Origin of the sequence: Burkholderia sp. SJZ089 (genome assembly GCF_007828315.1) — a bacterium.
In the GTDB taxonomy this organism is placed as follows: domain Bacteria; phylum Pseudomonadota; class Gammaproteobacteria; order Burkholderiales; family Burkholderiaceae; genus Burkholderia; species Burkholderia gladioli.
Window position 1 is genome coordinate 20,768 of record NZ_VIUM01000006.1, and the last position, 26,888, is coordinate 47,655.

Genomic DNA, 26,888 nt, shown 5'->3' on the forward strand with positions numbered 1-26,888 from the left:
GAGGCGGCCCGTGACGCGCCTGCGCGCGACCCGGGCCGGTTTCGATGCAGCGGCGTCACGCGGTGCGCGACGCCGTGGCGGCGCTCAGTGGCCGCTGTTGAGCGCGGCGATCGCCAGGCCGTTGTGCTGCAGGTTGCCCGCGCCGCCGGCGATGTTCAGGCCGATGTTGCCGGTCGCGCCGGTGAGCGTGTTGGCGCCGAGCATCGCGGTGCCGACGAAGCGGCCGTTGATGGCGGCACCCGCCACCTGGGTGTTGTCGTCGGTGGCGAGCATCGCGACCGTGCTGGCCTGGGCCGCGTTGGCGGTGGTCATCGAGCCGGCCAGGCTGTTGTTCTGCACGTTGCCGACGCCGACCGTCACGTTCACGCCCACGTTGCCCGAGGCCTGCGCGAGCGAACCGTCGCCGAGCGAGGCATTGAGCACGAAGTTGTCGATGCGCGCATGGCCGGCCGAGGACTGGTTGCTGAAGATCTGCGCATTGCCGAACACGTTGCCGATGTCGACCGAGGCGAGCGACACGTCGTTGCTCTGCACGTTGTCGATGCCTTCGGCGAGGTTGATGCCGAGGTTGCCCTTCACGCCGGCGGCGGCGTTGTTGCCGGTGGTGGCCGTCAGCGTGCCGGGCTGTTCCGTGTCGACGACCTGGGTGACGCTGCCGGTGGTGGCCAGGCGCGTCGAGTCGTAGGTGTTGCTGTAGCCCCAGGCCGCGGCGCGTACCGACTCCGAGCCTTGTTGCCGCGAGATCGAGGCGCTCGATCTGTCATGTGCCTCGCTGCGCGTCGCGCCCGCGCTCCAGGCCGTGCCGAAGCGGGCCTGCGTGCTGCTGTTGCTCGCGTCGGCATGCTGCTGCGCCGATCCGGAGGCATTCGCGTAGGACGTGCCGCCCCAGATCGCGCCGGCGCCGCCGACGATGTAGCCGCTTTCGTTCTGCGAGGCGCTGCCGCCCGCCGCGAAGCCGAACAGGCCCGGCAGGAAGTAGCCGCTGAGCTGTGCCGACTGGCTGGTACCGGCCGCGCCGGCCGCCCCACCGGCGATGAAGGCCGAGCCGCCGCTGTTGCCCGATTGATGCAGGCTCGACGACTGGTCGAGCGTCGTGCTTTGCTGGGCCGACGCGGTGTTGTACGCGCCGCCCGCGATCCAACTGCTGCCGCTGCGCGAGCTCGATTGCGAGGAGGCCGTCTGGATCGAGGCATCGAACGAGGCGCTCCGCGCCGAGGCGCGATAGGACGAGCCTTGCACGCTGGTGCTGACCGACACGTTGTCGACGCTGGTGGTCACCGCGCCCTTGGTATAGCTTTGCGCGAGCGGTTCGAGCGAGACGTGGTTCAGCACCACCGCCTGGTTGTTGTTGATGACCGCACCGGCGCTGCTCGTGACATGGACGGCGCCGTACAGGCCGACCACGCCGAACACGCCGACCGCCTCGGTCACGGCAGTCAGGTCGTACAGGTGGGCGTCGGCAGCGTAGGCCGAGCCGGCCGTGGATGCGAGGATGGCTGCTGCGATGACGGTACGCTTCATGCGGATCTCCAGGTTGGAAGGGACTGCGGAATAAAAAGCGTGCCTGCCGGGGGACAAGACACGAAAAGCGGTATCGCCGAGCTGCGATCGACGATACGAACCGCGACGGGCAGTCGGCCGGCGCCCGATAAAACAATTCGGATGGCGAAATGATCGATGCGGCTCGGCCAGGTTGCGGCACACTTCATCTCGACTCCCTCGATATCGAACTGCGATCGCGCGCCGGGTTCAGCGGCGCAGGTAGCTGATGCGGCTGCCCTGCATCGGGCGCGGTGCGCCGGCGGGCAACGGCACCGGCGGCCTGGGCGGCGCGATCTCGTCCCACAGCGTGACCGCGCCGCCGCCCGTGCGCAGGGTGGCGGTCACCGCCGCCAGCATCGACGTTCCGGCCGCGCGGCCGTGCTGCGCGGCCAGCGTCGTATCGTCGAGCGCCTGGCCGAACCGCAACGGCATCGCCGCGGACCAGACCCGGACCAACTGCGCGGCCGGATCGGCGTCGCCGTCCGTCTCGGCCAGCGCCGCGAACGACAGCAGCGCCATCAACACCGCAAGGCCGGCCTGGGTTCGGGGATGTCGTCTCATGGAGCGGAACTCGTGTCCTGGCATGCCGCTGATGGAGCGAAATGCGTGCCACCTTCGCGCGAGGAGCGCCGCGCAAGGCTCCCGTCGCGAAAGGCAGGCGTGGAGTGCCGGCGGATTCGCGAAAGTGTTTCAGTTCTGAAACACGGTTCGTACGGATTACTTCGGATACTCAAGGGATGCGAAAGCGCTGACACTGATTCGGACGCGTTCGCGGCCTTGTCGCGAAGAGCGAGATTTCGATAGACGAATCGCCAGCGTGCACACCAAAAAAACCGCGGGAGTCGTTGACAAAAATTAAAGCTGTGGCGGATGGAGTCGGCGTAGATTGACTCGCACCGGCAGGGCAGTAGCACAAGAACAATGCAGGACCCATCAAGGCCGACGGGTCGCGGCCGACAGAAGATATGCGCCTTATTGCCGGGGAGACTTCAATGTCTGCAACAGGACGCGTGGATCGTACGACCCCCCATCCCGTGAGGTTTCGTTCGATCCCGTGGATGCACGCGTCGCCACGCGTGCCGGAATCGGACGAAGGATGGTGCGATGGAAATCGGCACTAGGCATTTGATCTATTTTTCGCGCGACCCGAGCGCTGAACTGCAACGCTGCTTCGATGCGCGCGGCTGGCGCGTCGACGTGGTCGACTCGGCTCGCGAACTGCGGCGAGCGGCGGCGCGCGGCGGCACGGCCGGGGGGCTGCTCGATGTCTCGGGCGGTGTCGCGGCCAACGACCTGGGCGACGTCGAGACCTGCCTGACCACGCCGAACGTCGGCTGGATCGCGGCCACCGGCCCCGGCCAGATGCAGGACCTGGCGCTGCGCCGGCTGGTGCGCGACTACTGCTTCGACTACGTGACGATGCCCTGCGATCGCGAGCGCATCGTCGAATCGGTCGGGCACGCCTACGGCATGATCCGGCTCACCGAGCCGCCGCATTCGCCGGCGCGCGGCGAGGGCGAGATGGTGGGCGCCTGCGACGCGATGCTGGCGCTGTTCCGCACCATCCGCAAGGTCGCCTCCACCAATGCGCCGGTGTTCATCGCGGGCGAATCGGGCACCGGCAAGGAGCTCACCGCGGTGGCGATCCACGAGCGTTCCGCGCGTGCCGAGGCGCCCTTCGTCGCGATCAACTGCGGCGCGATCCCGCATCATCTGCTGCAGTCCGAACTGTTCGGCTACGAACGCGGCGCCTTCACCGGCGCGACCCAGCGCAAGATCGGCCGGGTCGAGGCCGCGCATGGCGGCACGCTGTTCCTCGACGAGATCGGCGATCTTCCCCTGGAGAGCCAGGCCAGCCTGCTGCGCTTCCTGCAGGAAGGTCGGATCGAGCGGCTGGGCGGCCATGCCTCGATTCCCGTCGACGTAAGGGTGATCTGCGCGACCCATGTCGACATGGAAGCCGCGCTGCGTTCCGGGCGCTTCCGCGAGGATCTCTTTCATCGGCTGTGCGTGCTGAAGGTGGTCGAGCCGCCGTTGCGCGAGCGCGGCAAGGACATCGAGGTGCTGGCGCGCCATATGCTCGAGCGCTTTCGCGGCGATGCGAGCCGGCGCCTGCGCGGCTTCGCGCCCGACGCGATCGCCGCCCTGCACAACTACGGCTGGCCCGGCAACGTGCGCGAGCTGATCAACCGGGTGCGGCGCGCGGTGGTGATGGCCGAAGGGCGCACCATCACGGCGGCCGATCTCGAGCTGGGCGAGTTCGTGGCCTCCGAGCCGGTGTCCCTGCTGGCCGCGCGCGAGGCCGCCGAACGGCGCGCCATCGAGATCGCGCTGCTGCGTCATCGCGGGCGCTTCGCCGATGCGGCGCGCGAGTTGGGCGTGTCGCGCGTCACGCTGTACCGGCTGATGGTCGCGCACGGCATGCGCGAGCGCGAGCAGGACCTGGTCGGGCTGGCGGTGCCGGCCGCCGCCGGCTGAGCCGGCCGCCGACCCGGCGGCCAGAGGCTTGCTAGAATTGCGGGATGCGGCCGCGCTCGCGGCCGAAGGAACCCGCATGAAACAGTATCTCGATCTCGTCCGCTCCATCCTCGACACCGGCACCTGGCAGGAAAATCGTACCGGCATCCGCACCATCAGCATGCCCGGCGCGATGCTGCGCTTCGACCTCCAGCAAGGCTTTCCGGCCGTCACGACCAAGAAGCTGGCGTTCAAGTCGGCGATCGGCGAGCTGGTCGGCTTCCTGCGCGCCTCGCGCAGCGCGGCCGAGTTCCGCGCGCTCGGCTGCAAGGTCTGGGATGCCAACGCCAACGACAATGCCGCCTGGCTGGCCAATCCCTATCGCACCGGCCTCGACGATCTCGGCGACGTCTATGGCGTGCAATGGCGGCGCTGGCCCGGCTACAAGGTGCTCGACGCGCAGGCCACCGGGCAGCTCGAGGATGCGCTGGCGCGCGGTTATCGCATCGTCACGCGCTTCGAGGAAGAGGGCGTGCAGCAGGTGCTGCTGTACAAGGCGATCGACCAGCTGCGCGACTGTCTCGACACCATCATGCGCGACCCGTCGAGCCGCCGCATCCTGTTCCATGGCTGGAATCCCGTGAAGCTCGACGAGATCGCGCTGCCGGCCTGCCATCTGCTTTACCAGTTCCTGCCCAACCCGGTCACGCGCGAGATCTCGCTGTGCCTGTACATCCGCAGCAACGACGTCGGCCTCGGTACGCCGTTCAACCTCACCGAGGGCGCCGCGCTGCTGTCGCTGGTCGGCCGGCTGACCGGCTACACGCCGCGCTGGTTCACCTACTTCATCGGCGACGCGCACATCTACGAGAACCAGCTCGAGATGCTGAACCAGCAGCTCGGGCGCGAACCCTATGACAGCCCGCGCCTGGCGATCGCCGATCGCGTGCCGGAATACGCGAAGACGGGCGTCTACGAGCCGGAGTGGCTGGAGCGCATCGAGCCCGCCGATTTTTCGCTGGAAGGCTATCGGCACCACGCGCCGTTGACCGCGCCGATGGCGGTCTGAACGCGGCTGCCGCGATCGCGGCAGCGCTCGTGAAGTTGGAAAGCCCGCGCCTCGGAGGCGCGGGCTTTTTTGTATCCGTCGGTGCATGAGCGAGACGCGTGGCGGTCAATGACGCGGCTCCTGTCGCCCCGGTGCTGGCGACGCGTGCTGCACCGGTGCCTGGTGCGGCGCCTCGACGTGCGGTGGCGGTGCCGCCGGGCGCTCGAAATGCGGTGCCGGTGGCGGTGCGGCGGGTCGCTCGAAATGCGGTTGCTGCTGCGGTTCGAAATGCGGCTGGGGCCGTTCGATGCGAGGTGCCTCGATACGCGGGGCTTGCGGGGCTTCGAAGTGCGGTTGCGGCCGCTCGACCTGCGGTGCTGGCTGGCGCTCGGGCGGTCGGGCGAACGCCGGCTGGGGCGTCGGCACGCGCGGTTCGGCACGAGGTTCGACGCGCGGCTGGGCCGGTTCGGCGCGTGCTCCTTCCACTCGCGGTGGCTCGGGCTGCGCATGCGGCTGCGGAACGAAGCCCGGCGCACGTGAGGGCTCTGCCTGCTGAGCGGCCGCGCGTCCGCCGCCGAAGATGGCGGGCGCGCCTGGTGTCGCGGCATGTTGCTGCGCATTCTCTCGCGCTCCAGGTGCTTCGTTTAGCCGGAACTGGCCGGCCGCGCGCTGCGGTTCGATCGGCGCGTGCGGCTGCGTCCAGGCCGGCTGCGCGCCCGCGCCGGGACGTCCCCCGGACACGCCTTCCCGGCCGATTTCGGCGGGTGGCCGCGGCACGCCATTGCCCGGTGCCACGGCGCCCGCCGCCCGGTTGCCCGGCACGGCCATGCCCGGATGCGCGGCGAATGCCGCTGCGCCCGGCGCACCCGGCACCGCACGCTGGCCGGGCTCCTGCTGCATCCGGCCGGGCTCTTCACGCGGCATCCGCTGGCCGCCGGCGGTGGCGCTCACGGCGGGCACCGGCCGGCCCGGCTGCAATACCGGTCCGCGCGGATTAACGAGCTGCACGTTGCGCATCGCCCACTGGTTCGGCGCGCCCGGGCTGGTGCCGGCCAGATGGGTCGGCCGTGGCGCATAGTTCGGCGGAGTCGCGCTGCGCACCACCGGCGCGCCTGCGCCGGGCACCCGGCCGCCGTGCTGCGCGAACTGCTGCGCCTGCCGGTCGTGGAACGCGGCCGGCACCGCCGGGTTGCGGGTGGCGACGATCGGGTGGGAGAGCGCCGGCTGTGGCGGCCGATAGCTGGCGTTGCGCAGGCCGCCCGAGAAGCTCTGGCGGACCGGTGCGATGCCGGGCGCGCCCGCGCCGATCCGCGCGTCGTGCCATTGCCGCGGATCGACGTGCTGCGCGAAGCGCGCGACCGGCTGGCCATGCACGAAGGCCTGTGCCGGCACCGCCGTCACCGCGTTGCGCACGTGGTAGTTGACGTAGGTGTTGTGGATATTGGTGATGTTCGTGATGCGGGTGTTGTTGACAATCACCGTGCGATTCACGCGATCGTAATAGCGCGGGCTCCAGCCGCCCCAGCCGGGATGCCAGGCCTCGTGCGGAGCGAGCGGGAACCAGGCCACGCCGGCGGCCACCGCGCCGCCCACGGCCAGCCCGACGCTCCAGTCGAAGCCGCCGCCCCCGCCGCCGACGAAGGCCACCAGCGCCGGCGCGTAGCAGGGTGGCTCGGCCGGCACGATCGGGCCGGGCACCCAGGCCCAGCTGTCGTCGACATAGGCCCAGCGGCCGTAGTGATACGGCGCGAAGCCCCAGGGCGCGTCGTCGACCCAGGTCCAGCCCCAGGGCGCCTGCCAGATCCAGTGGCCGGTGTGATAGGGCGCCCAGCCGGCCGGCACGTCGTTCGGGATCCAGATCGCCCCGTAGTCGGGCGAATCGCGCCAGCTGCCGTTCGCATCGAGGTCCTGGTAGCCGGGAATCTCGCGCGACACGTAGCGCGCCGAGATGGAGCGGTCCTCGGCCGCGTCGCGCGAGGCGCTCCACTGGTCGAACGGATCGGGGCCCGGCGCGGCGTTGTTGGCGCTCAGCTGCAGGTTGGTGCCCGTGAAGCTGAGCTGCTGGCCCGCCGCGATCGGGATCTGGCCGTTGTCGCCGAAGGCGGTGGCGCTGCCGCGTCGCACCGTGACGGTGGTCGAGGTGCCGTCCGGGGCCACGTCGACGCGATAGTCGCCGGCACCGTCGACGGCCAGCGCGAGGTTGGGCGTGTCGATCTCGTAGGTGCTGCCCGCCGGCAGCGCGCGCACATGGGTGGACAGGCTGCCCAGGCCTACCTTCAACTGCGTGTTGCGGTCGTCGAGCGCGAGGATCGCCAGCGCGGTGGACTGGTCGAGCCGCACCGCCGTCGAGCCGATGTGGAGTTCCGAGCGCGCGCCCTGGTCGTTCCAGAGTTGGTCGCCGCTGGTCAGCGGCCGGTTGACGGCCGCGTAGGACCAGTCGCTCGCGCCGGCCGGCTCGGTGGTCACCGGTCCCGACAGGTAGTCGAGCCGCGCCACGCGCGAGGGCGGATCGCCGCCGGCCTGCTGCGTGGTGGGCGCGGAGGGCGTGACGTCGGGCGGCGGCGCCGGTTCGGTCTGCGCGAACGACGCGGCCGGGGCCAGCGTGGCGAGCGCCAGCAAGGCCGAAGCGGCCAGCGCGGTGAGGGACAACGGAACGCGAAGCGGGGTCATGGCGAACTCGTGATTCGATGGCGCGGCGCATGCCAGCGCCGTTTGAATTCACTCTACCCGCGCGCCGTGTTTCCGGGCCGACGCTTTTGTAATGGGCTCATGCGCGGCTGTAACAAAGCATGTCGCTGTCCCCGTTTTCGTCAAGCATTTGCAATCGAGGCGTCAAGCGCCGGTAAGCAAGGCCTCGAAGCGGCGCTGCCCGTCGGGCGTGATGCGCAGCACGCGCGGCTTGCCGGCCGGCTCGATCCAGCGCTGCGCGAGCCAGGCATCGAGCAGCGCGGCGCCGAGCGCGCCGGCCAGGTGGGCGCGCCGCTCGCTCCAGTCCAGGCAGGTGCAGGCGAAGCGGCGGCGGCGCCGCCGCTGGGCGCCGATGTCGATCCGCCAGCGGTTCGCCAGCTCGTCGGCGCCCAGCGGCGTGACCACCAGGTCGTGCGGGCCGTCGGCCTCGCCATCGGCGGCGGCCAGCCAGCCGCGCTCGCGCATGCGGTCGTAGACGAGCACCGCCAGCTCGCCCGCCATGTGGTCGTAGCAGGTGCGCGCATGGCGCATCTCGAGCGGCACGGTGCGCGCCACGGCCGGCACCGGCCGCAGCGGCGCGGTGGCCTGCGCGAGGTTGGCGAGCGTCTCGATCGAGGCGGCCACCTCGGGCGAGGCGATCCGGTAATAGCGATGCCGCCCGCGCACCTCGAGCGAGAGCAGGCCGCCGTCGGTCAGGCGCGCCAGGTGTGCGCTGCCGGCCGAGGGCGAGAGCCCGGCCAGCAGCGTCAGCTCGCCGGCCGGGCGCGCGCTGCCGTCCATCAGCGCCCACAGCATGGCCGCGCGGCCCGGATCGGCGAGCAGGGCGCCGAGCCGGCTCAAGCCGGGAAAGTGCGGGTCGGTGGCGATCATGGTCGGGCCTCGGTGGGAAACGGGTCAGGCTAGTGTAGGCGCCGCCTGCATTCGATGGTTCAGGGCAGCGCGAAGTATCGAATGCGGGGCTGTCGATCGCGCGGCCGCGTGCCCGGTGCCGCGCCGCGTAGAATGCGCGGATCGGATTTCGAGGACGGGCGATCATGCGGGAATTGAGCAAACTGCTGCTGGCCGTGTTCGCGGCGGCCTGCCTGTGCGCCGGCTGCGCGAACGGCAGCGCGGGATCGGCCGGCGGCGGCCAGGGCAGCATCGAGATGTACGGCACGCTCGACCAGGGCATCACGGTCCATAACTGAGCCCGGGGCGGCAGCGACGCAGGATCGCGATGGCGAACCGTATAATCGGCCTCACCCACACGATACCGCCCGAAACGGAGCCAAGATGTCGAACCCCACGCCCACCGCGCCCCTCGATCGCACCGAGACCGTGTTCCGTTTCCTCGCCGAGCCGACCTCGGTGAATTTTGGCGGCAAGGTCCACGGCGGTGCGCTGATGAAATGGATCGACGAGACCGCCTACGCCTGCGCGGCGATCTGGTCGAGCCGCTACTGCGTGACCGTCAGCGTCGGCAATATCCGCTTCAAGCGGCCGATCCTGGTCGGCAACCTGGTCGAGCTGAAGGCGCGGGTGGTGGCCACCGGCCGCACCAGCATGCACATCCACGTGACCGTGCACGCGGGCGACCCGAAGGGCGGCGTGCTGCGCCAGACCACCGACTGCATGGTGGTGTTCGTGGCCGTCGACGAGAACGGCAACCCGCTGCCGGTGCCGCCGCTGGTGCCCGTCACGGACGAGGACAAGCGCCTGCAGCAATACGCGCTGGACGTGCGCGAGGCGCTCGACAAGATCGTCGAGCTGAAGCCGGAAGAGGTGGCCAAGGGCGTGGTCTGAGCCGCGCGCCGGCTGCCTGCCGGCGCCAGCCATGATGAACGAGGCCGGCAGGACGCGAGAGACGTCCTGCCGGCCTTGTCGTTGGCATCGAGGGCCGGCGGCGCCGGCCCATGCGCTTATTGCTTGCCGATCATCTCGGCGGGCTTCACCCATTCGTCGAACTGCGCGTCGGTGACGTAGCCCAGCGCGAGCGCCGAGGCCTTCAGCGTGGTGCCTTCCTTGTGCGCCTTCTTGGCGATCTGCGCGGCCTTGTCGTAGCCGATATGCGGATTGAGCGCCGTCACCAGCATCAGCGATTCGTTGAGCAGCGTGTCGATGCGCGAATGATTCGGCTCGATGCCGACCGCGCAGTGATCGTTGAAGCTCAGCGCGCCGTCGGCCAGCAGGCGCACCGACTGCAGCACGTTGTGCGCGATCATCGGGCGGAACACGTTCAGCTCGAAGTTGCCGCTCGCGCCGCCGAAGTTGACGGCCACGTCGTTGCCGAACACCTGGCAGCACAGCATCGTGACGGCTTCCGACTGCGTCGGGTTGACCTTGCCCGGCATGATCGAGCTGCCCGGCTCGTTCTCGGGGATCGACAGCTCGCCCAGGCCGCAGCGCGGGCCGCTGGCCAGCCAGCGCACGTCGTTGGCGATCTTCATCAGGCTGGCGGCGACCGTCTTCAGCCCGCCGTGCGCGAACACCAGCGCGTCGGCCGCGGCCATCACCTCGAACTTGTTGGGCGCGCTCACGAAGGGCAGCTTGGTGAGCCGGCCGATCTCGTCGGCCACCGCCACCGCGAACTTCGGATGCGCGTTCAGGCCGGTGCCCACCGCGGTGCCGCCCTGCGCCAGCTCGTACAGGTGCGGCAGGGTCGATTCGAGATGGCGGATGCCCTGGTCGAGCTGGGCCACGTAGCCCGAGAACTCCTGGCCGAGCGTGAGCGGCGTGGCGTCCTGCAGGTGGGTGCGGCCGATCTTGACGATCCCGGCGAAGGCCTTCGACTTCTCGTCGAGCGTGCTGCGCAGGCGCTTCAGCGCGGGCAGCAACTGGGTATGGATGGCGAACGCGGCAGCGATGTGCATCGCGGTCGGGAACACGTCGTTCGAGGATTGGCCGCGGTTCACGTCGTCGTTCGGGTGGACCTTGCGCGACTCGCCGCGCACGCCGCCGAGCAGCTCGCTGGCGCGGTTCGCGATCACCTCGTTGAGGTTCATGTTGGTCTGCGTGCCCGAACCCGTCTGCCAGACCGCCAGCGGGAACTCCTCGGGATGGCGCCCGGCGATGATCTCGTCGGCGGCCGCGACGATCGCGTTGGCCTTGTCCTCGGCCAGTACGCCGAGCTCGCGGTTGACCGTGGCGGCCGCGCGCTTGATCAGCGCGAGCGCGTGGATCAGCTCGGGCGACTGCTTTTCCGTCGAGATCTTGAAGTTCTGCAGCGATCGCTGCGTCTGCGCGCCCCACAGGCGGGCGTCCGGCACCGCGATCTCACCGAAGGTGTCGCGTTCCATCCGTACTGCTTCGCTCATCTTTGACTCCGTCACAAGAAAACAGCCACGCCGCGCGCATCGGGCGCGGCACGAAAGCGTAGGTAGGGACGGGCGCCGTTCTGTCGACGGCGTCCAGAGGCGACAAGCATAGCGCCGCGCGCGATTTTACGTCGGCTGGCGGCGCGGCGGGAAGAAGGCAGGGCAATGCCGGGCGCGCCCGCCGGTGGTTCGCCTCAGCGGGCGGTGCGGTGATGCGCGTCGATCACGGCCCGGGTCTTCTTGTGGAAACGCCAGGTCATCAGCACGGCCACGCTGGCCAGGCCCGCGGCGAGCCCCCACCAGAGCCCGCGCGCGCCCAGCCCGACGTGGAACGCGAACCAGTAGCCGACCGGGAAGCCGACGCCCCAGTAGCCGAGCGTGGCGACGATCATCGGCACGCGCGTGTCCTTCAGGCCGCGCAGGCAGCCCGAGCCCACCGTCTGCATGCCGTCGACGATCTGGAAGATCGCCGCGATGCCGAGCAGGCTGGTGGCCAGCGCGATGGTGCCGGCGTTCTTCGGGTCGTCCAGGTGCAGGTAGAGGCCGACGATCGCATGCGGCGCAACGATCAGCAGCAGCCCCGACAGCGACATGAAGGCCACGCCCAGCCCGATCGCGGCGAACCCCGCGTGACGCGCCGCCAGCGGCTGGCCGGCGCCCATCCAGTAGCCGACCCGCACGTTGGCGGCCTGGCCGATCGCCAGCGGCACCATGAAGGCGACCGAGGCCACGTTCAGCGCGATCTGGTGCGCCGCCAGCGAGGATTCGCCGAGCACGCCGATGGTCAGGCCGGTGGCCAGGAACAGCGTCGATTCGACCCCGTAGGTGATGGCGACCGGCCAGCCGATGCCGACCAGCTCGCCCATCATCGGCAGCTTGGGCCGCGAGGCGGCCACGAAGTGACGGAACGCCGGGCGGCCGTGCAGCAGCAGCACCAGCGCGATCGCGGTGAGCCAGATGGTGATGGTGGTGGCCACCGCCGAGCCGAGGAAACCGAGCCGCGGCAGGCCGAAGGCGCCGTGGATCAGCCCGTAGTTGAGCACCGCGTTGACGCCCACGCCCGCGATCGAGACCCACAGCAGCCGGCGCGCGGCGCCGATCGCCGGCAGGAAGGAGCGCATCAGGCCCACCCCGATCAGGCTGCCCGGCGCGGCCAGGCACAGCACCCGGCAGTATTCGCCGATATGGCGGGCCAGTTCGGCGGGTTCGTGGAACATCAGCAGCAGCGGCTCGACGAACAGCAGCACCAGGATCGCCGGCAGCGCCAGCAGCAGGGCCAGCGCGACGCCGGTCCAGTAGATGTGCGGGATGCGCTCGTCGGCCTGCGCGCCGCGCGCATGCGCGACGCTGACGCTCACCGAGGTCAGCACGCCCTGCAGCACCGTGACCACCACGAAGAACAGCGTCGCGCCGAGCCCGCCGGCGGCGAGCGAGTCGGGGCCGAGCGAGCCGAGCAGCACCGTGTCGGTGACGCTCATCGCCATCTGCGAGAGCTGCGCGATCGCGAGCGGCGCGGCGAGACGGGCGGTGTCGGCGGCGTGGCGAGAGAAGGAGGGCGGCGCGCTGGCCGCGCGCGAGAAGCCGGGAAGCGACATGGGCGGACCGCGGGTACGTGCCCGCGCTCTGTTGTTGTAGTGAAGCGAGCAGCTTACGTTTTTCCTGCGCGACTGTCGAATCGGCGCCAGAGGGCGCGTCGCGCGTGGGGGCTTGGCGGCGGCGTGGCTTCGCGCGCGGGGCCTAGGCGCCGTGCACGGCGATGCGCGTGTCCTGGAACAGCACCACCTGGCCCGCGCGGATCTTGCAGGTCTTGCGCAGCTCGACGGCGCCGTCCACGCGCACCGCGCCCGAGGCGACCAGCACCTTGGCGGAGCCGCCGCTGTCGGCCACGCCGGTGATCTTGAGCAGGTTGTGCAGTTCGACGTAATCGCCGGTCAGGGTGAAATCGAGGTTGGGCATCGTTCGGGGCGCCGATGACGCGCCCATGTAAAAAAGCAAGGCTCGCATCATAAGCCAGCGCGCCGGCGGCGGCGAGCGCCTTGCGCGGCGGTGCGCGCGCGACGGGCACGTTCGCTGCGTCATACGGATCGCGCAAACCCCGGCGCGACCTGCCGTTTCCGCTTTCGCGCCCGCCACTGTAAGCAGATGTGGACGAGCCGCAAGCAAATGAAACGGTGGGTAACAGTCGGGGCTCGCGGCGAACCGGCTGTCGTGAGGGCCGGTCTTTCCTGAAGCCTGCCGCATGTCGCGGCAAGGCGGCGCGGCCGGGTTCGAAGCCGCGTCGAACACTTTCCCCGAGGAGAAATCTCATGTCCAGGATTCGCAAGATGCTGATGGGTGCCGCACTGGTGACGACCACCGTGTTCGCGGCGACTTCCGCGATGGCCCAGGCCGGCGGCGGTGGCGCGGCCGGCGGAGCGGGGGGCGGCGGTGGCGCGGCCGCTGGTGGTGCCGGCGGCGGTGCGGCGGGCGGTGGTGGAATGGGTGGCGGCTCGCAAGGCGCCAATTCCGGCGGCCAGACGGGCGGTACCGACGCGGCGCCGACCGCGCCGGGTAACGGCTCGACCAACGGCATGAGCGGCATGAGCGGCAAGGGCAGCACCGGCATGCATCACTCGACGAAGTCGCACTCGAAGACGCGCGCCAACAGTTCCGCGCACGGTGCCAATTCGAAGGCGGGCGACGCCGTGAACGGCAATACCAACGGCATGTCGCCGGCCGGCAACGGCAGCCCGGGCTCGGGCGGGCAGTAAGTCCGGCCGATGAGGCCGCTTGCGCGGCGCGGGCCGGGAGCCGTCTGGAACGGGTTCCGGCCCGTTGTCGTGGCTACGGGCGCCGCGCGCCCGCTCTCGTCTATGGCCGCTGCTGCGGCTGGCGCGGCGGATTCTGCGTGGCCGGCGCCTTCGGCGGTGTGGCCACCATGAAGATGCCGCGCAGCCAGGCGGCCAGCCGCGAGAACACGTCGTAGGGCTCCTCGACGAAGATCTCCGGCTTGAGCAGCCGCAGGTATTCCATGATCTGCTGGGCTTCCTGCTTCTGGAACGATCCATGCGCGAGCCCGAGCCGCAGCAGGCCGCGCAGCTCGCCGAGCTTCTCGCGCGCGGTGCTGCCCACGCTCGTCTCGCAGGCCAGCTTGGCCTCGTAGACGCGCTGGCGCAGCGATTCCGCGAGCCGCCAGGCGGGCGTCTGCATGCGCTCCTCGAGGGTCTGGATGTCGTGCACCGCCGACTTGATCTGGCCTGCGAGCGGGTCGACCAGGGCGGCGTCGCCCTGGGCCTCCGAGACGATCGCGGCGGCCCAGTCGTGGCAGGCCTTGGCCAGTTCTTCGGGGGTCCATTCGCTGCGCGAGGCGAAGCCGAAGCCGAAGGTTTCGGCCTGGCGCATCAGGATCTCGACGACGTTCGGGAATTCCTTGTCCAGCGTGCGCTTGGCCCAGGCGTACTGGCCGCCCTGCAGCATGCGCTGCACGGCGTGCTCGGTCAGCGGCACCATGTTGTCGAGCAGCTTGGCGCGCAGGAAGTCCTCGAAGGACGGGGTCGCGAACTGCGGATCGAGTTTCAGCGAGACACGCACGAACGCGTCGAAGTCCTTGCGTAGCGACGCAATGGTGTCGTCCTTGATCGACAGCGTGATGTGGCCCATGAATCTCTCGGTACGCGGTGGCTGCCGGCGCCGAGTGGGCGCCGGCATGCGCCGTTCGTGCCGGCGGGGCGTTCGCGCGTGCGGCTGCCCCGGCTGCGTCGCGATCGGCGCCAGGAGGGTTTTCCTCCTATATCGGCAGCGGGCGGGGAAACTTGAGGCCGCGCCAGCTGGCGGGGCAGGCGACGGCGCGGCACGCTCAGGCCGGCAGCCAGCGGGGGATCACCAGCCCCTGCCAGGCGAAGAACACCGCGAGCCCGACCGCGATCGTCAGCAAGGGCCGGCGCGTGGCGGCCGAGACGATCACGGCGGCGACGCCGCCGACCAGCTGCGGATTGCGCAGCGAGAGTTCCAGGCCGCCGCCGTGCGGCGCGACGGTCATCGGCACCACGATCGCGGTCAGCACCGTGACCGGCACGAAGCCGAGCGCGGTGCGCACCAGCGGCGGAAACACCAGCCGTTCGCCGAACAGGAACAGCGTGGTGCGGATCGCGTAGGTGACGGCGGCCATGCCGAGCAGGATCAGCAGGTAGTTCACGAGGCGGCCTCCACGCGGCGACGCGCACGTCCGTGGTCGTGCAGCGAGAGCGCGACGCCCACCGCCACGCCGGCCACCACGGCGGCCAGCAGGCCGAGCTTGTAGGGCAGCGCATGGCAGAGCTGGGCCACCACGCCGGCGGTGACGGCTGCGGCCAGGTAGCGCAAGGCGGCCAACTGCGGCACCACGATCGCGATGAAGGTCGCGGCCATCGCGAAATCGAGCCCGAGCGCCTGCAGGCCCGGGAAGGCCGCGCCGAACAGCAATCCGACCAGGGTCCAGGCCTGCCAGTTCAGGTACATCGCCAGGCCCGAGCCGAAGAAGTAATGCGGGCCGAGTTCGCCGGGGCGCGTGTGGCGGTAGCGCGCGTAGGCCACCGCGAACACCTCGTCGGTCATCAGCGCGCCGAGCGTGGCGCGCCAGCGTAGCGGCAGATGGGCGACATAGGGCGCGAGCGTGGCCGAATAGAGCAGGTGGCGCAGGTTCACCACCAGGGTGGTGGCGATCACCACCAGCGCGCCGGCGCCGCCCGCCAGCAAGCCGGCCGCGATGAACTGCGCGGAGCCGGCGAACACCACCAGCGACATCAGCTCGCCATGCCACCAGGCCAGCGGCCCGGCCGTCACGAGCGTGCCGAAGATCACGCCGAAGGGCGCGGCGCCGACCATCATCGGAAAGGTGTCGCGCGCGCCATCGGCGAATTCGCGCAGCGGGCGCCGCGTGGCGGGGGAATCGAGCGGGCTGGGATGGGACGGGTTCAACGGGAAATCCTCCTGGAGCGCCGAGCATAACGGGGCGCCGCAGGCGGGTCTTGTACGTTCTTGCGCGACGAAAGGGCGGAGCCCCGGCCCCGGCTAGCTGCGCTCGCCCTGCCAGCGGCCCGGCGGCACGCCGAACATCCGCTTGAAGTGGCGCGTGAAATGGCTCTGGTCGACGAAGCCGCTGGCGGCCGCGACCTGCGCGACGGCCACACCCGCGCGCAGCGGCGCGAGTGCGCGCTGCAACCGTAGCTGGTTGCGCCAGGCATGCGGCGCCATGCCGGTGCAGCGCGTGAACAGGCGCGCCGCGTGGAACGGCGACAGGCCGGCTGCCTGCGCCACCTCGGCGAGCGTGGCTGGGCCCAGCAGGTCGGCGGCGAGCCGCTCGCGCATGCGTGCCACGCGCGGTTCGTCCGCGGCCGGCGCACCGGCGCGGGGCCGGCTCAGCGCATGGCGTACCAGCAGGGTCGAGAGCGCGTCGAGCAGGGCCGTTTCGGCGGCCAGCGGATCGGCGCCGCCGAGCGCGAGCGGCGGCGCGGTGATGGCCGGTTCGCCGTCATGGTCGTGAGCTTCGACGGCGACGCCGCCGGCCTCGAGCAGCCGGTGCGCGATCACCAGGCGCCGCGCGCAGTCGGCGTCGTGGATCGCGTCGTCGGGAAACCAGGGCTCGGGCTGCGGCGAGCCGGCGATCTCGTCGGCCAGCGCGTGCAGGAACGCGACCGGCACGTAGGAGACGCGATAGCGCCAGCCGTCCTCGGTCGCGCGCGAGCCGGTGTGCACCTCGCCGGGATTGATGATCGGCACGCTGCCGGTATCGGCCAGGCGCCGGCCGCCGCGATAGGCATAACGCTCGGCGCCGCTCTCGATCACCGGCACGGTGTAGGCCTCGTGCCAGTGCGGCGCGAAGCGGTGCTCGCGGTAGCTGGCCGTGACGAGATCGGCATCCGGCAGCAGGGGCGTGCGCCAGTAGCGGGCGGCGTCGGGGAGGCGGGCGGAGCGCATCGCGAGGCGGGCGTGAGGATCGGGCGCGCGGCCTTACTTGAGCGGGATCGGCGTGCCTGCGGGCACCGGCACGGCCGTGACGCTGTTCTTCGCGCTGCCGGTGGCGATCCGGTCGCTGTAGGTCAGGTAGACCAGGGTATTGCGCTTCTTGTCGACCACCCGCACCACGTGCAGGGTCTTGAACACGAAGGACAGGCGCTCGCTGAACACGTCGGTCTGCTGCTTGAGCGGCTGCGTGAAGCTGATCGTGCCCACCTGTCGGCAGGCGATCGAGGCCTCGGTCGGATCCTCGGCCAGGCCCAGGTTGCCCTTGATGCCGCCGGTGCGGGCGCGCGAGACATAGCAGGTCACGCCCTGTACCAGCGGGTCATCGTAGGCTTCGACCACCACGCGATCGGACCCGGTCAGGCGGAAGTTGGTGTTGACGCTGGCGACTTCCTCGGCGTGCGCGGACACGGGAAGCAGCGGTGCGGCCAGGCAGGCGGCGACGGCAAGGGCGAGACGATTCATGGGCGATGGCCAGGGCAGGAGCGAGGAAGACGACTCTAGCACGGCCGGCATGGGCCAATCGTGCCTCGCGATTCGGGCGCCGGGGGCTGAATCGCGCGGGGAGGGTGAGGTTGCGACGAGGGGGGAAGTGAGCCGGCGCCGAAAAGCAAAAAGGCCCGTCGCATGACGGGCCTTTCGCTGTCTGGCTCCCCGACCTGGGCTCGAACCAGGGACCTACGGATTAACAGTCCGGCGCTCTACCGACTGAGCTATCGGGGAATAAATCGGTACTGCGTTTGTTCGTTGCCGACGCGCCTCGAACGACGTGCCAGCATTCTTGGCTCCCCGACCTGGGCTCGAACCAGGGACCTACGGATTAACAGTCCGGCGCTCTACCGACTGAGCTATCGGGGAACAAACAGCAGAGAAACGAGATTCTATGGGGCTATGACGAGGGTGTCAAGCCTTTGCGCGAATTTTCTGCGGAAACGGCGAGCCGGCAGCAGCGGGCCCGCCGGGTGCGATCAGCGCTCGAGCAGGTGCAGCTTGTCCTGCACGTCCTTCCATTCGTCGGCGTCGCCGGGAGCGGGCTTGGTCTTGGTGATCGACGGCCACAGCTTGGCCAACTCGGCATTGAGCGGCGTGAATTGCTGCTGGTCGCCGGGAACGTCTTCCTCGGCGTAGATCGCATTGGTCGGGCACTCGGCCACGCACACGGCGCAGTCGATGCATTCGTCCGGGTCGATCGCGAGAAAATTGGGACCTTCACGGAAGCAATCCACCGGGCACACATCGACGCAATCGGTGTACTTGCACTTGATGCAGCCTTCGGTCACAACGTGAGTCATTCAAAACGCTCCTGCTTGGCGATTATCTGTGTGGGGTAGGCTTTGCGCCAAATGCGGCATTGTAACTGATGAGGAAAACCCGCATCCAGCAGCCCGCGGCCGGTCTTATATTGTTTCGTGATTAGTTTATGTCGATGACGCGACACGTCCCCGAGGCCCGGGATGGCAGGCGGCGGCGAGCATGGTCGGTCCCGCATTCGGGTAACATGCGGCAGGCAGACGGGGCGGCGCGCCGACGCAGGTAGCCGGCTCGGTCTCGTCCGATCCCGCGATTTTGCTGAAGCTGCCCCCGGCGGCACCGAATCATGATCATTACTTCGCTGCTCGACACCGACCTGTACAAGTTCACGATGATGCAGGTGGTGCTGCATCACTTCCCGGCCGCCAACGTGGAATACCGGTTCCGCTGCCGGACTCCCGGCGTCGACCTGGTTCCCTATATCGACGAGATCCGCGACGAGGTGCGTGGCCTGTGCCATCTGCGCTTCACCGAGGCCGAACTCGACTACCTGCGCCAGATGCGCTTCATCAAGGGCGACTTCGTCGAATTCCTGGCGCTGTTCCATCTCAACGAGAAGTACATCGAGATCTCGCCCTCGCCCAAGGGCAACGGCGAGATCGACATCGCGATCCGCGGCCCCTGGCTGCATACGATCCTGTTCGAGATCCCGGTGCTGGCGATCGTCAACGAGGTCTATTTCCGCAACACGCAGAGCGAGCCCGACTACGGCGAGGGCCGCGAGCGGCTGCGCGAGAAGATGAAACTGCTCGGCGCGAAGCCCGAGTTCGCCGACTGCAAGATCGCCGACTACGGCACGCGCCGCCGCTTCTCGAAGGTCTGGCACGAGGAGGTGGCGCTGACGCTGCGCGACGGGCTGGGTGCACAGTTCGCCGGCACCAGCAACGTCTATTACGCGATGAAGCACGGCATCACGCCGCTCGGCACCATGGCGCACGAGTACCTGCAGGCCTGCCAGGCGCTCGGCCCGCGGCTGCGCGATTCGCAGATCTACGGCCTGGAGATGTGGGCCAAGGAATATCGCGGCGACCTCGGCATCGCGCTGTCTGACGTCTACGGCATGGACGCCTTCCTGCGCGACTTCGACATGTACTTCTGCAAGCTGTTCGACGGCGCGCGCCACGATTCGGGCGACCCCTTCGAATGGGGCGAGCGCATGCTGAGCCACTACGAGGCGAACCGCTGCGACCCGCGCACCAAGGTGCTGGTGTTCTCGGACGCGCTCGACATCCCGAAGGTGCTGCAGCTCTACGAGCGGTTCCGCGATCGCTGCCGGCTCGCCTTCGGCGTCGGCACCAACCTGACCAACGACCTCGGCTACCGGCCGCTGCAGATCGTCATCAAGATGGTCCGCTGCAACGGCCAGCCGGTCGCCAAGCTGTCCGATTCGCCGGGCAAGAGCATGTGCGACGACAAGGCCTACCTGGCCTATCTGCGCCAGGTGTTCGGGATCGCCCAGCCGGCCGAGGAAGAGGCCGGCAAGTAGGCGCGCGGCAGGTCGGGCGATGCCGGGCCGGGCGGCCCGGCATGATTCGGCGCGACAGGGCGCCGCTATAATTGGCCCTTGCCACCGCCACGCTCACGAGGATCGCCCATGGACACGTCGGCCGCCCGCCGCAACATCTTCGCGCGCATCCGCGCCGCCCAGGGACGCCCGGCCGAGCCCGACGCGCTCGAGCGCGAGCAGGCCGCCGACTACCTCGCGCGTCATCCGGCCGGCCCGCGCCCGCCGATGCCGGACGATGCTGCCGGATTGCTCGCGCGCTTCACCGAGGAAGCCGAGCGGATGTCGACCACGGTCGAGGCCGTCGACACGCTCGCCGAGGTACCGGCCGCCGCGGCGCGCTACCTGCAGGCGCGCTCGCTGGCCGCGCGGGCGATCGCCTGGCGCACCCTGGCCGATATCGACTGGGCCTCGGCCGGCCTCGAGGTCGACTTGCGCAAGCCCGTCGAGGGCGACCTGGTCGGCATTACCGGCTGCTTCTGCGCGAGCGCCGAGACCGGCTCGCTGGTGCTGCTGTCGGGCCCGGATACCTATGCCTCCGCGGCGCTGCTGCCGGAAACCCATCTCGTGGTGGTACCGGCCTCGCGCATCGTCGCCGGTCACGAGGATGCCTTCGCGCTGATCCGCGCCGAACGTGGCGAGCTGCCGCGTGCGGTCAATATCGTGTCGGGGCCGTCGCGCACCGGCGATATCGAGCAGACCATCGTCCTCGGCGCGCATGGCCCGTATCGCGTGCACGCGATCATCGTGCGCGGCGCATGAGGCTTGCCGCGCGCGTTTCCCATTCCTTTCCCGGTGCCTCGAACCTGCCGCTGGCGGCAGCGAGTGGGCGCCTTCCCGATCCGATGACTTTCCACCGACCTGATTCCTTCGCCGTCCGGGGCGCACCGCGCCGCGTCGCGCCGTGGCTCGCGCTGTTCATGCTGCTGCTGACGGCGGCGTCCGCGCCGGCCTCGGCGGCCACGCTCGACGGCGCCACCTTGTCCGCGCTCTGGGGCCTGCCGTTCGCCGGAATGCTGCTGTCGATCGCGCTGTTCCCGCTGGTGGCGGCCTCGTTCTGGCATCACCACTACGGCAAGATCGCGGCGGCCTGGGCGCTGCTGTTCCTGCTGCCGTTCGCGGCCGTGTTCGGCGCGGCCACCGCCGGCGCCACCCTGGTCCATGCGCTGCTCGAGGAATACATCCCCTTCATCGTGCTGCTGGCCGCGCTCTACACCGTGGCGGGCGGCATCTGCGTGCATGGCGAGCTGCGCGCCTCGCCGGCGCGCAACACCGCGCTGCTCGCGCTGGGCACCGTGCTGGCGAGCCTGATGGGCACCACCGGCGCGGCGATGCTGCTGATCCGGCCGCTGCTGCGCGCCAACGCGGCACGGCCGCGCGTGGTGCACGTGGTGGTGTTCTTCATCTTCCTGGTCGCGAACGCGGGCGGCGCGCTCTCGCCGCTCGGCGATCCGCCGCTGTTTCTCGGTTTCCTGAACGGCGTCGATTTTTTCTGGACCACGGTGCATCTCGCGCTGCCCACGCTGTTCGTCTGCGGCGTGCTGCTGGCGCTGTTCTACGCGCTGGACGCCTGGCGCTTTCGCCGCGACGGCGGCGGTGCCGTCACGCTGCCGCGCGACCCGGCACTGACCGCCGCGGCCGAGCCGATTCGCATCGACGGCAAGCGCAACTTCGCGCTGCTCGGCGCGATCGTCGCGCTGGTGCTGATGAGCGGCATCTGGAAACCCGGCATCCGCTTCGACGTGTTCGGCACCGAGGTGGCCCTGCAGAACGCCGTGCGCGACCTGGCCCTGGCCGCGCTCGCGCTGCTCTCGCTGGCGATCACGCCGCGCTCGGCGCGCGAGGGCAATGCCTTCGACTGGGCGCCGATCGAGGAGGTCGCCAAGCTGTTCGCCGGCATCTTCGTGACCATCGCGCCGGTGATCGTGATCCTGCGCGCGGGTGCCGACGGCGCTTTCGCGCCGATCGTCCACCTGGTCACGGCGGACAACGGCGAGCCGGTGGTGCCGATGCTGTTCTGGGCCACCGGGCTGCTGTCGTCCTTCCTCGACAACGCGCCGACCTACCTCGTATTCTTCAACCTCGCCGGCGGCGACGCGCCGACCCTGATGACGAGCGGCGCGGCCGCGCTCGCGGCGATCTCGGCCGGCGCGGTGTTCATGGGCGCGAACAGCTATATCGGCAACGCGCCGAACTTCATGGTGAAGGCGATCGCCGAATCGCGCGGGATCCGCATGCCGAGCTTCTTCGCCTATCTGGGCTGGTCGTTCGGCATCCTGGTGCCGGTGTTCGCGCTGGCGACGTGGCTGTTCTTCGCCGGCTGAGCGAGGGTGTCGGGAAGGGTTTCAATACAGGTAGCGCGCCGGTCGCGCGCGCTTGACGGAGGCAGGCAATGCAGAAAATCCTGGTGGCGCGTTCGATCTTTCCGGACGTGATCGAGCGGCTCGAACAGCATTTCGAGGTGGACTGGAACGACGGCGACGCGCTCGCGCCCGAGGCGCTGACGGCGCGCCTGGCCGACAAGGACGGCGCGCTGACCGCGGGCGACCCGATCGGCGCGGCCACGCTGGCGGCTGCGCCGAAGCTGCGGGTGGTGGCCAACATGGCGGTCGGCTACAACAACTTCGATATGGCCGCCTTCAATGCGGCGAACGTGCTCGGCACCAATACGCCGGACGTGCTCAACGAGACCACCGCCGATTTCGGCTGGGCGCTGATGATGGCGACCGCGCGGCGCATCGCCGAATCCGAGCACTGGCTGCGGGCCGGCCAGTGGCGCAAATGGTCGTTCGACAGCTTCCTCGGCGGCGACATCCACGGCGCCACGCTCGGCGTGATCGGCATGGGCCGCATCGGCCAGGCGCTGGCGCGGCGCGCGCGCGGCTTCAACATGCGGGTGGTCTATCACAACCGCTCGCGCGTCGCGCCCGACATCGAGGCCGAGCTGAACGCCGAGTACCTGGGCAAGGAGGCGCTGCTGCGGCAGGCCGATCACGTGGTGCTGGTGCTGCCCTACACGAAGGACAACCATCACACCATCGGCGCGGCCGAACTCGCGCTGATGAAGCCGAGCGCGACGCTGACCAATATCGCGCGCGGCGGCATCGTCGACGATGCGGCGCTGGCCGAGGCGCTGCGCGAGCGGCGTATCGCGGCGGCCGGCCTCGACGTGTTCGAGGGCGAGCCGAGCGTGCATCCGGCGCTGCTGGCGGTGCCCAACGTGGTGCTCACGCCGCATATCGCCAGCGCCACCGAGGCAACCCGCCGCGCGATGGCGAACCTCGCGGCCGACAACCTGATCGCGGCGCTCGGCGTCGGGCCGCGCGCCGGACGTCCGCCCAATCCGATCAACCCCGACGTGATCGGCAAGGCGCGCGCATGACGATGCCGCTTCTGCTGGGCGCGCTGGTGGTACTGGCGGTGGCGCTGGTGGTCGCGCTGCTGGTGATCTGGCGCGGCGCGGGCCGCGGCGCCGAGGGCGAGGGCTGGCTCGGCGAGCGGCTCGACGACGTGCAGGATGCCCAGGCGCATGCGATGGAGCGGCTCGAGCGCGCGCTGCGCGGCGAGCTCGCCGACGGCGCGCGGGCCTCGCGCGGCGAATTGTCGGGCAGCTTCGCCCAGTTGCAGCAGACCCTGGCCGCGCAGATGACGAGCGTGGCCACCGTGCAGAACCAGCAGATCGACGGCTTCGCGCAGCAGCTCGCCAAGCTGGTCGCCGCGAACACGCAGCAGTTCGAGGCGGTGCGCGAGGGCCTGCAACAGCAGGCGCAGCTCGCGCGCGACGAGCAGGGCACCTCGCTTCGCCATTTCGGCACGCTGCTGAACCAGCAGCTCGCGCAACTGAGCGAGGCCAACGACCGGCGGCTGGGCGAGGTGCGCGCCACGCTCGAGCAGCGCCTCAAGGAGATCGAGGCCAACAATGCCGTGAAGCTCGAGGAGATGCGCCGCACCGTCGACGAGAAGCTGCATGCCACGCTCGAGCAGCGGCTCGGCGAATCGTTCCGGCTGGTTTCCGAACGGCTCGAGCAGGTCCATCGCGGGCTCGGCGAGATGCAGACGCTGGCCGCCGGCGTGGGCGACCTGAAGAAGGTGCTGACCAATGTGAAGACGCGCGGCACCTGGGGCGAGGTCCAGCTCGAGGCCCTGCTCGAACAGATGCTGACGCCGGATCAATACGCGAAGAACGTCGCCACGGTGCCGCGGCGCAGCGAGCGCGTCGAGTTCGCGATCCGGCTGCCGGGCCGCGAGCACGATGCGCAGCCGGTCTGGCTGCCGGTCGACGCGAAATTCCCGCGCGAGGACTACGAGCGCCTGATCGATGCGCAGGAGCGTGCCGACGTGGCGGCGGTGGAGGAGGCGGCGCGCGCGCTGGAGCTGCGCATCCGCGCGGAGGCGAAGAGCATCGCGGAGAAATACGTGTCGCCGCCGCACACCACCGATTTCGCCTTGCTGTTCCTGCCGACCGAGGGCCTGTATGCCGAGATCCTGCGGCGACCCGGGCTGACCGACCAGCTGCAGCGCGACTATCGCGTCACGGTGGCGGGGCCGACCACGCTGACGGCCCTGCTCAACAGCCTGCAGATGGGTTTCCGCACGCTCGCCATCGAGCGGCGTTCGAGCGAGGTGTGGCAGGTGCTGGGCGCGGTGAAGACCGAGTTCGGCAAGTTCGGCGAGGTGCTGGCACGCACCAAGGCGCAACTGGAGACCGTCACGCGCTCGATCGAATCGGCCGAGCAGCGCACGCGGGTGATGAATCGCAAGCTCAAGGATGTCGAGGCGCTGCCCGGCGATCAGGCCGCGGGGCTGCTCGGCGCGGCCTCGGGCGAGGCCGATCCCGACGAGGCCTGAGGTGTCGTCGCCGGGAAGCCGCCCGCCCAGGGACGGCGCACCCGGCGCGGCTTATTCGTCGCCGGGCGCCGGCTGGGCGAGCGCATCGAGCGCCTCGCCCGTGACGCGCACCACGCGCCAGTCGGACAGCACGGTGGCGCCCATCCGTTCGTAGAAATCGATCGCCTGGCGGTTCCAGTCGAGCACGGTCCACTCGAAACGGCCGCACTTGCGCTCGACCGCGAGCGCCGCCACCGCGCGCAGCAGCCGCGTGCCGAGGCCGGTGCCGCGGCAGGCCGGCTTGACGTAGAGATCCTCCAGATAGAGGCCGCGCTTGCCGACGAAGGTCGAGTAGTTCTGGAAGTAGAGCGCGTAGCCCACCACCTCGTTGTCGAGCGTCGCGACCAGCGCGCCGGCCGCCGGGTTCCGGCCGAACAGCGCGTCGGCGAGATCGGCCTCGGTGGCGACGAACAGGTGCGTGAGCGATTCGAACTGGGCCAGCTCGCGCGTGAGCGCGACGAGATCGGCGACGTCGTCGGGCTGCGCGTCGCGGATCTCGAAGTTCATGCCTCCTCCTGCACGTCCGACAGCACGATCTCGATGCCGCCGAAGCGCGAGGCAACCCAGTTGTAGGCGTGGCAGGCGATCCACAGCAGCACGAAGCCGAGGATCGCGTTCAGCAGCAGGGCGCTGAAGATGGTGCTCAGCTCGACCGAGCCGAAACGCACGAAGGCGACCACGATCCCCAGCAGCACGATCGGCACGCTGAAGGTCAGGTAGACGAGGATCAGCGCCTTGGCCGTCTGCCCTGCCGCGATCGAGGAAATTTGCTTTTTCATAATCGAGTTGCCCCGTAAGTGCTGATAGTGGTGAATCTCAGAGTGCGCCGGCGAACGGGAGGATCTCCACGCTCGCGCCGGCCTCGACGCGGGCCAGCTCTGCGCCGATCACGATGAAGCAGTTCGCGTCGCTGAGGCCCTTCAGCGATGCCGAGCTCTGTGAGTCCGCCGGGCTCACCTGCCAGTTGCCGTCGGCGTCGCGCGAGGCGATCCCGCGCAGGAAATCGGTGCGGCCCGCGCGCGTGTCGATCGCCGCGAGGGTGCGCGCCGGGTAGCGCGGCGCCGGTTCGGGGCGCGCGCCCATCAGTGTCAGCAAGGCGTCGCGCACGATCACCTGGAAAGTGGCCGCGACCGCCACCGGATTGCCGGGCAGGCCGAAGAACAGCGCCGCGCGCGTGCCCGGCGCGGCCGGCGCCAGGTGCCCGCAGGCCAGCGGGCGTCCCGGGCGCATCGCCAGGCTCGCGAAGCTGATGCGGCCGAGCCGGCCGAGCAGCGCGCGCGTGAAGTCGGCATCGCCGACCGAGACGCCGCCCGAGGTGATCACCACGTCGGCGCGCGCGGCCGCCTCGCTTAGCGCGGCTTCCAGCGCGGCCGGATCGTCGCGCACGATGCCGCCGTCGATCGCCTCGACGCCGAGCGTCGCCAGCATGCCGAACAGCGTCGCGCGGTTGCTGTCGTAGCGGCCGCCCGCGCCGAGCGGCTCGCCCGGCGCGCGCAGTTCGTCGCCGGTCGACAGGCAGGCCACGCGCAAGCGGCGGCGCACCGTCACCTGGCCGATGCCGAGCGAGGCCAGCAGGCCGAGATCGGCGGGCCGCACGACGCGGCCGGCCTCGAGCACGGTCGCGCCGCGCGCCAGATCCTCGCCGGCACGGCGGCAATTGGCGCCTGGCGCGACGGCTTGCGCCTCGAATTTCACCAGCGTGTCGCTCGTGTGTTCCCGCGGGATCACCTTCACGCGTTCCTGCGGGATCACCGTGTCGCAGCCGAGCGGCATCGGCGCACCGGTCATGATGCGCACGCAGGCACCGGCCGGCGTGCCGCCCGGATGCGGATGACCTGCCAGGGCGATGCCGGCCACCGCCAGGCTCAGTTCTCCCTCGTTCGCGGCGGCCAGCGCGGCGCCGTCGAAGGCATAACCGTCCATCGCCGAATTGTCGTAGGCCGGCACGTCGAGCGGCGAGGCGACCGCCTCGGCCAGCACGCGGCCGAGCGCCTCGCCGAGCGCGACCGTTTCCGTTTCCGTCACCGGCACGAGTTCGCGCAGCGCGAGCGCGCGGGCGGCGTCGACGGACAGGATTTCGGGATGGATTTGGGCTGGCGACGAGTGCGTGGTCATGGCTGAAGAGGCGCCGCTAGGCGGATCGGAGTCGCGCCGGTGCGACGGCTGCCGCATCGGCGCA

26 protein-coding genes and 2 tRNA genes are annotated in these 26,888 nt (G+C 70.1%); 10 read left to right on the top strand and 18 right to left on the bottom strand.

All coding sequences use genetic code 11. The features are described 5' to 3' along the window. Positions 1–84 precede the first annotated feature (84 nt). Both FB600_RS12550 and FB600_RS12555 read right to left on the bottom strand, forming a co-directional pair. Entirely contained in the window at positions 85–1,521 is a 1,437-nt protein-coding gene (locus FB600_RS12550; protein WP_145756945.1) for a cell wall anchor protein, read from the bottom strand. Between the two features lie 228 nt (positions 1,522–1,749). Then, positions 1,750–2,103: a hypothetical protein gene (locus FB600_RS12555; RefSeq protein WP_124076078.1), complete on the bottom strand. Its 354-nt coding sequence runs from the start codon at positions 2,101–2,103 to the stop codon at positions 1,750–1,752. A 543-nt stretch (positions 2,104–2,646) separates the two neighbouring features. Here FB600_RS12555 and FB600_RS12560 point away from each other — a divergent pair. Then, positions 2,647–4,020: a sigma-54 dependent transcriptional regulator gene (locus FB600_RS12560; RefSeq protein WP_098181224.1), complete on the top strand. Its 1,374-nt coding sequence runs from the start codon at positions 2,647–2,649 to the stop codon at positions 4,018–4,020. A gap of 76 nt (positions 4,021–4,096) precedes the next feature. Beyond that, positions 4,097–5,068: a thymidylate synthase gene (locus FB600_RS12565; RefSeq protein WP_096749515.1), complete on the top strand. Its 972-nt coding sequence runs from the start codon at positions 4,097–4,099 to the stop codon at positions 5,066–5,068. A 105-nt stretch (positions 5,069–5,173) separates the two neighbouring features. On the opposite strand, the gene FB600_RS12570 is transcribed toward FB600_RS12565, so the two are convergent. Both FB600_RS12570 and FB600_RS12575 read right to left on the bottom strand, forming a co-directional pair. Further along, the gene (locus tag FB600_RS12570; protein WP_096749514.1) at positions 5,174–7,717 is read right to left on the bottom strand and encodes a DUF6600 domain-containing protein; all 2,544 of its coding nucleotides are present in this window, start codon (positions 7,715–7,717) and stop codon (positions 5,174–5,176) included. 162 nt (positions 7,718–7,879) lie between these two features. Further along, positions 7,880–8,605 carry an ArsR/SmtB family transcription factor gene (locus FB600_RS12575; protein WP_098154407.1) on the bottom strand — a complete coding sequence of 242 codons (726 nt, stop codon included), beginning with the start codon at positions 8,603–8,605 and terminating at the stop codon, positions 7,880–7,882. A gap of 164 nt (positions 8,606–8,769) precedes the next feature. On the opposite strand from FB600_RS12575, the gene FB600_RS37180 reads away from it, so the two are divergent. Next, positions 8,770–8,922 carry a hypothetical protein gene (locus FB600_RS37180; protein WP_164467517.1) on the top strand — a complete coding sequence of 51 codons (153 nt, stop codon included), beginning with the start codon at positions 8,770–8,772 and terminating at the stop codon, positions 8,920–8,922. Positions 8,923–9,007: 85 nt separating this feature from the next. Next, positions 9,008–9,517 (top strand): acyl-CoA thioesterase, encoded by a 510-nt coding sequence (locus tag FB600_RS12580; RefSeq protein ID WP_013697044.1) that lies wholly within the window; start codon positions 9,008–9,010, stop codon positions 9,515–9,517. 116 nt (positions 9,518–9,633) lie between these two features. Here the strand turns inward: FB600_RS12580 and fumC are convergent, their stop codons facing one another. The 3 genes from fumC to FB600_RS12595 all read right to left on the bottom strand — a co-directional run bounded on the left by fumC (position 9,634) and on the right by FB600_RS12595 (position 12,984). Next, on the bottom strand, positions 9,634–11,028 hold the full coding sequence (fumC, locus tag FB600_RS12585; RefSeq protein ID WP_098154406.1) for a class II fumarate hydratase: 1,395 nt from the start codon (positions 11,026–11,028) through the stop codon (positions 9,634–9,636). Between the two features lie 194 nt (positions 11,029–11,222). Then, positions 11,223–12,623: an MATE family efflux transporter gene (locus FB600_RS12590; protein WP_036052349.1), complete on the bottom strand. Its 1,401-nt coding sequence runs from the start codon at positions 12,621–12,623 to the stop codon at positions 11,223–11,225. Positions 12,624–12,765: 142 nt separating this feature from the next. Beyond that, positions 12,766–12,984 carry an RNA-binding S4 domain-containing protein gene (locus FB600_RS12595; protein ID WP_013697047.1) on the bottom strand — a complete coding sequence of 73 codons (219 nt, stop codon included), beginning with the start codon at positions 12,982–12,984 and terminating at the stop codon, positions 12,766–12,768. A 350-nt stretch (positions 12,985–13,334) separates the two neighbouring features. Here FB600_RS12595 and FB600_RS37185 point away from each other — a divergent pair, with 350 nt between their 5' ends. Then, the gene (locus FB600_RS37185) at positions 13,335–13,778 is read left to right on the top strand and encodes a hypothetical protein (RefSeq protein WP_146128089.1); all 444 of its coding nucleotides are present in this window, start codon (positions 13,335–13,337) and stop codon (positions 13,776–13,778) included. Positions 13,779–13,878: 100 nt separating this feature from the next. Here the strand turns inward: FB600_RS37185 and FB600_RS12610 are convergent, their stop codons facing one another. From FB600_RS12610 to fdxA, 8 genes are all read right to left on the bottom strand, one after another. Then, the gene (locus FB600_RS12610; protein WP_047838431.1) at positions 13,879–14,667 is read right to left on the bottom strand and encodes a DUF4088 family protein; all 789 of its coding nucleotides are present in this window, start codon (positions 14,665–14,667) and stop codon (positions 13,879–13,881) included. Positions 14,668–14,863: 196 nt separating this feature from the next. Beyond that, positions 14,864–15,175 carry an AzlD domain-containing protein gene (locus tag FB600_RS12615; protein WP_233630365.1) on the bottom strand — a complete coding sequence of 104 codons (312 nt, stop codon included), beginning with the start codon at positions 15,173–15,175 and terminating at the stop codon, positions 14,864–14,866. 23 nt (positions 15,176–15,198) lie between these two features. Further along, a complete protein-coding gene (locus tag FB600_RS12620; RefSeq protein WP_098181222.1) occupies positions 15,199–15,963 on the bottom strand; it encodes an AzlC family ABC transporter permease in 765 nt (254 codons plus the stop codon). A 93-nt stretch (positions 15,964–16,056) separates the two neighbouring features. Further along, complete coding sequence (locus FB600_RS12625; RefSeq protein WP_096749509.1) at positions 16,057–16,962, bottom strand: AraC family transcriptional regulator; 906 nt, start codon at positions 16,960–16,962, stop codon at positions 16,057–16,059. 33 nt (positions 16,963–16,995) lie between these two features. Beyond that, positions 16,996–17,472: a CreA family protein gene (locus FB600_RS12630; RefSeq protein WP_013697053.1), complete on the bottom strand. Its 477-nt coding sequence runs from the start codon at positions 17,470–17,472 to the stop codon at positions 16,996–16,998. A gap of 182 nt (positions 17,473–17,654) precedes the next feature. Beyond that, a tRNA-Asn gene (locus FB600_RS12635) sits at positions 17,655–17,730 on the bottom strand. Between the two features lie 59 nt (positions 17,731–17,789). Then, positions 17,790–17,865, bottom strand: a tRNA-Asn gene (locus FB600_RS12640). Positions 17,866–17,975: 110 nt separating this feature from the next. Next, positions 17,976–18,299, bottom strand: coding sequence for a ferredoxin FdxA (gene fdxA / locus FB600_RS12645; RefSeq protein WP_012734998.1), 324 nt, complete (start codon positions 18,297–18,299; stop codon positions 17,976–17,978). A gap of 305 nt (positions 18,300–18,604) precedes the next feature. Here fdxA and pncB point away from each other — a divergent pair, with 305 nt between their 5' ends. The 5 genes from pncB (at position 18,605) to rmuC (ending at position 24,670) form a co-directional block, all read left to right on the top strand. Beyond that, positions 18,605–19,804 carry a nicotinate phosphoribosyltransferase gene (gene pncB / locus FB600_RS12655; protein ID WP_096749508.1) on the top strand — a complete coding sequence of 400 codons (1,200 nt, stop codon included), beginning with the start codon at positions 18,605–18,607 and terminating at the stop codon, positions 19,802–19,804. 108 nt (positions 19,805–19,912) lie between these two features. Then, positions 19,913–20,584 carry a lactate utilization protein C gene (locus tag FB600_RS12660; RefSeq protein WP_096749507.1) on the top strand — a complete coding sequence of 224 codons (672 nt, stop codon included), beginning with the start codon at positions 19,913–19,915 and terminating at the stop codon, positions 20,582–20,584. 158 nt (positions 20,585–20,742) lie between these two features. After that, positions 20,743–22,146 (top strand): sodium:proton antiporter, encoded by a 1,404-nt coding sequence (locus FB600_RS12665; RefSeq protein ID WP_145756955.1) that lies wholly within the window; start codon positions 20,743–20,745, stop codon positions 22,144–22,146. Between the two features lie 68 nt (positions 22,147–22,214). Then, a complete protein-coding gene (locus tag FB600_RS12670; RefSeq protein ID WP_036052328.1) occupies positions 22,215–23,204 on the top strand; it encodes a 2-hydroxyacid dehydrogenase in 990 nt (329 codons plus the stop codon). Continuing rightward, positions 23,201–24,670: a DNA recombination protein RmuC gene (gene rmuC, locus FB600_RS12675; protein WP_096749506.1), complete on the top strand. Its 1,470-nt coding sequence runs from the start codon at positions 23,201–23,203 to the stop codon at positions 24,668–24,670. Before FB600_RS12670 ends, rmuC begins: the two co-directional genes overlap by 4 nt. Positions 24,671–24,721: 51 nt before the next feature. On the opposite strand, the gene FB600_RS12680 is transcribed toward rmuC, so the two are convergent. From FB600_RS12680 to glp, 3 genes are read right to left on the bottom strand one after another with little or no spacing between them, the layout of a single operon-like run. After that, complete coding sequence (locus tag FB600_RS12680) at positions 24,722–25,216, bottom strand: GNAT family N-acetyltransferase (protein WP_036031788.1); 495 nt, start codon at positions 25,214–25,216, stop codon at positions 24,722–24,724. Beyond that, a complete protein-coding gene (locus tag FB600_RS12685) occupies positions 25,213–25,488 on the bottom strand; it encodes a hypothetical protein (RefSeq protein ID WP_013697061.1) in 276 nt (91 codons plus the stop codon). Before FB600_RS12685 ends, FB600_RS12680 begins: the two co-directional genes overlap by 4 nt. 37 nt (positions 25,489–25,525) lie before the next feature. Continuing rightward, the gene (gene glp, locus FB600_RS12690) at positions 25,526–26,824 is read right to left on the bottom strand and encodes a gephyrin-like molybdotransferase Glp (RefSeq protein WP_096749505.1); all 1,299 of its coding nucleotides are present in this window, start codon (positions 26,822–26,824) and stop codon (positions 25,526–25,528) included. Positions 26,825–26,888 lie beyond the last annotated feature (64 nt).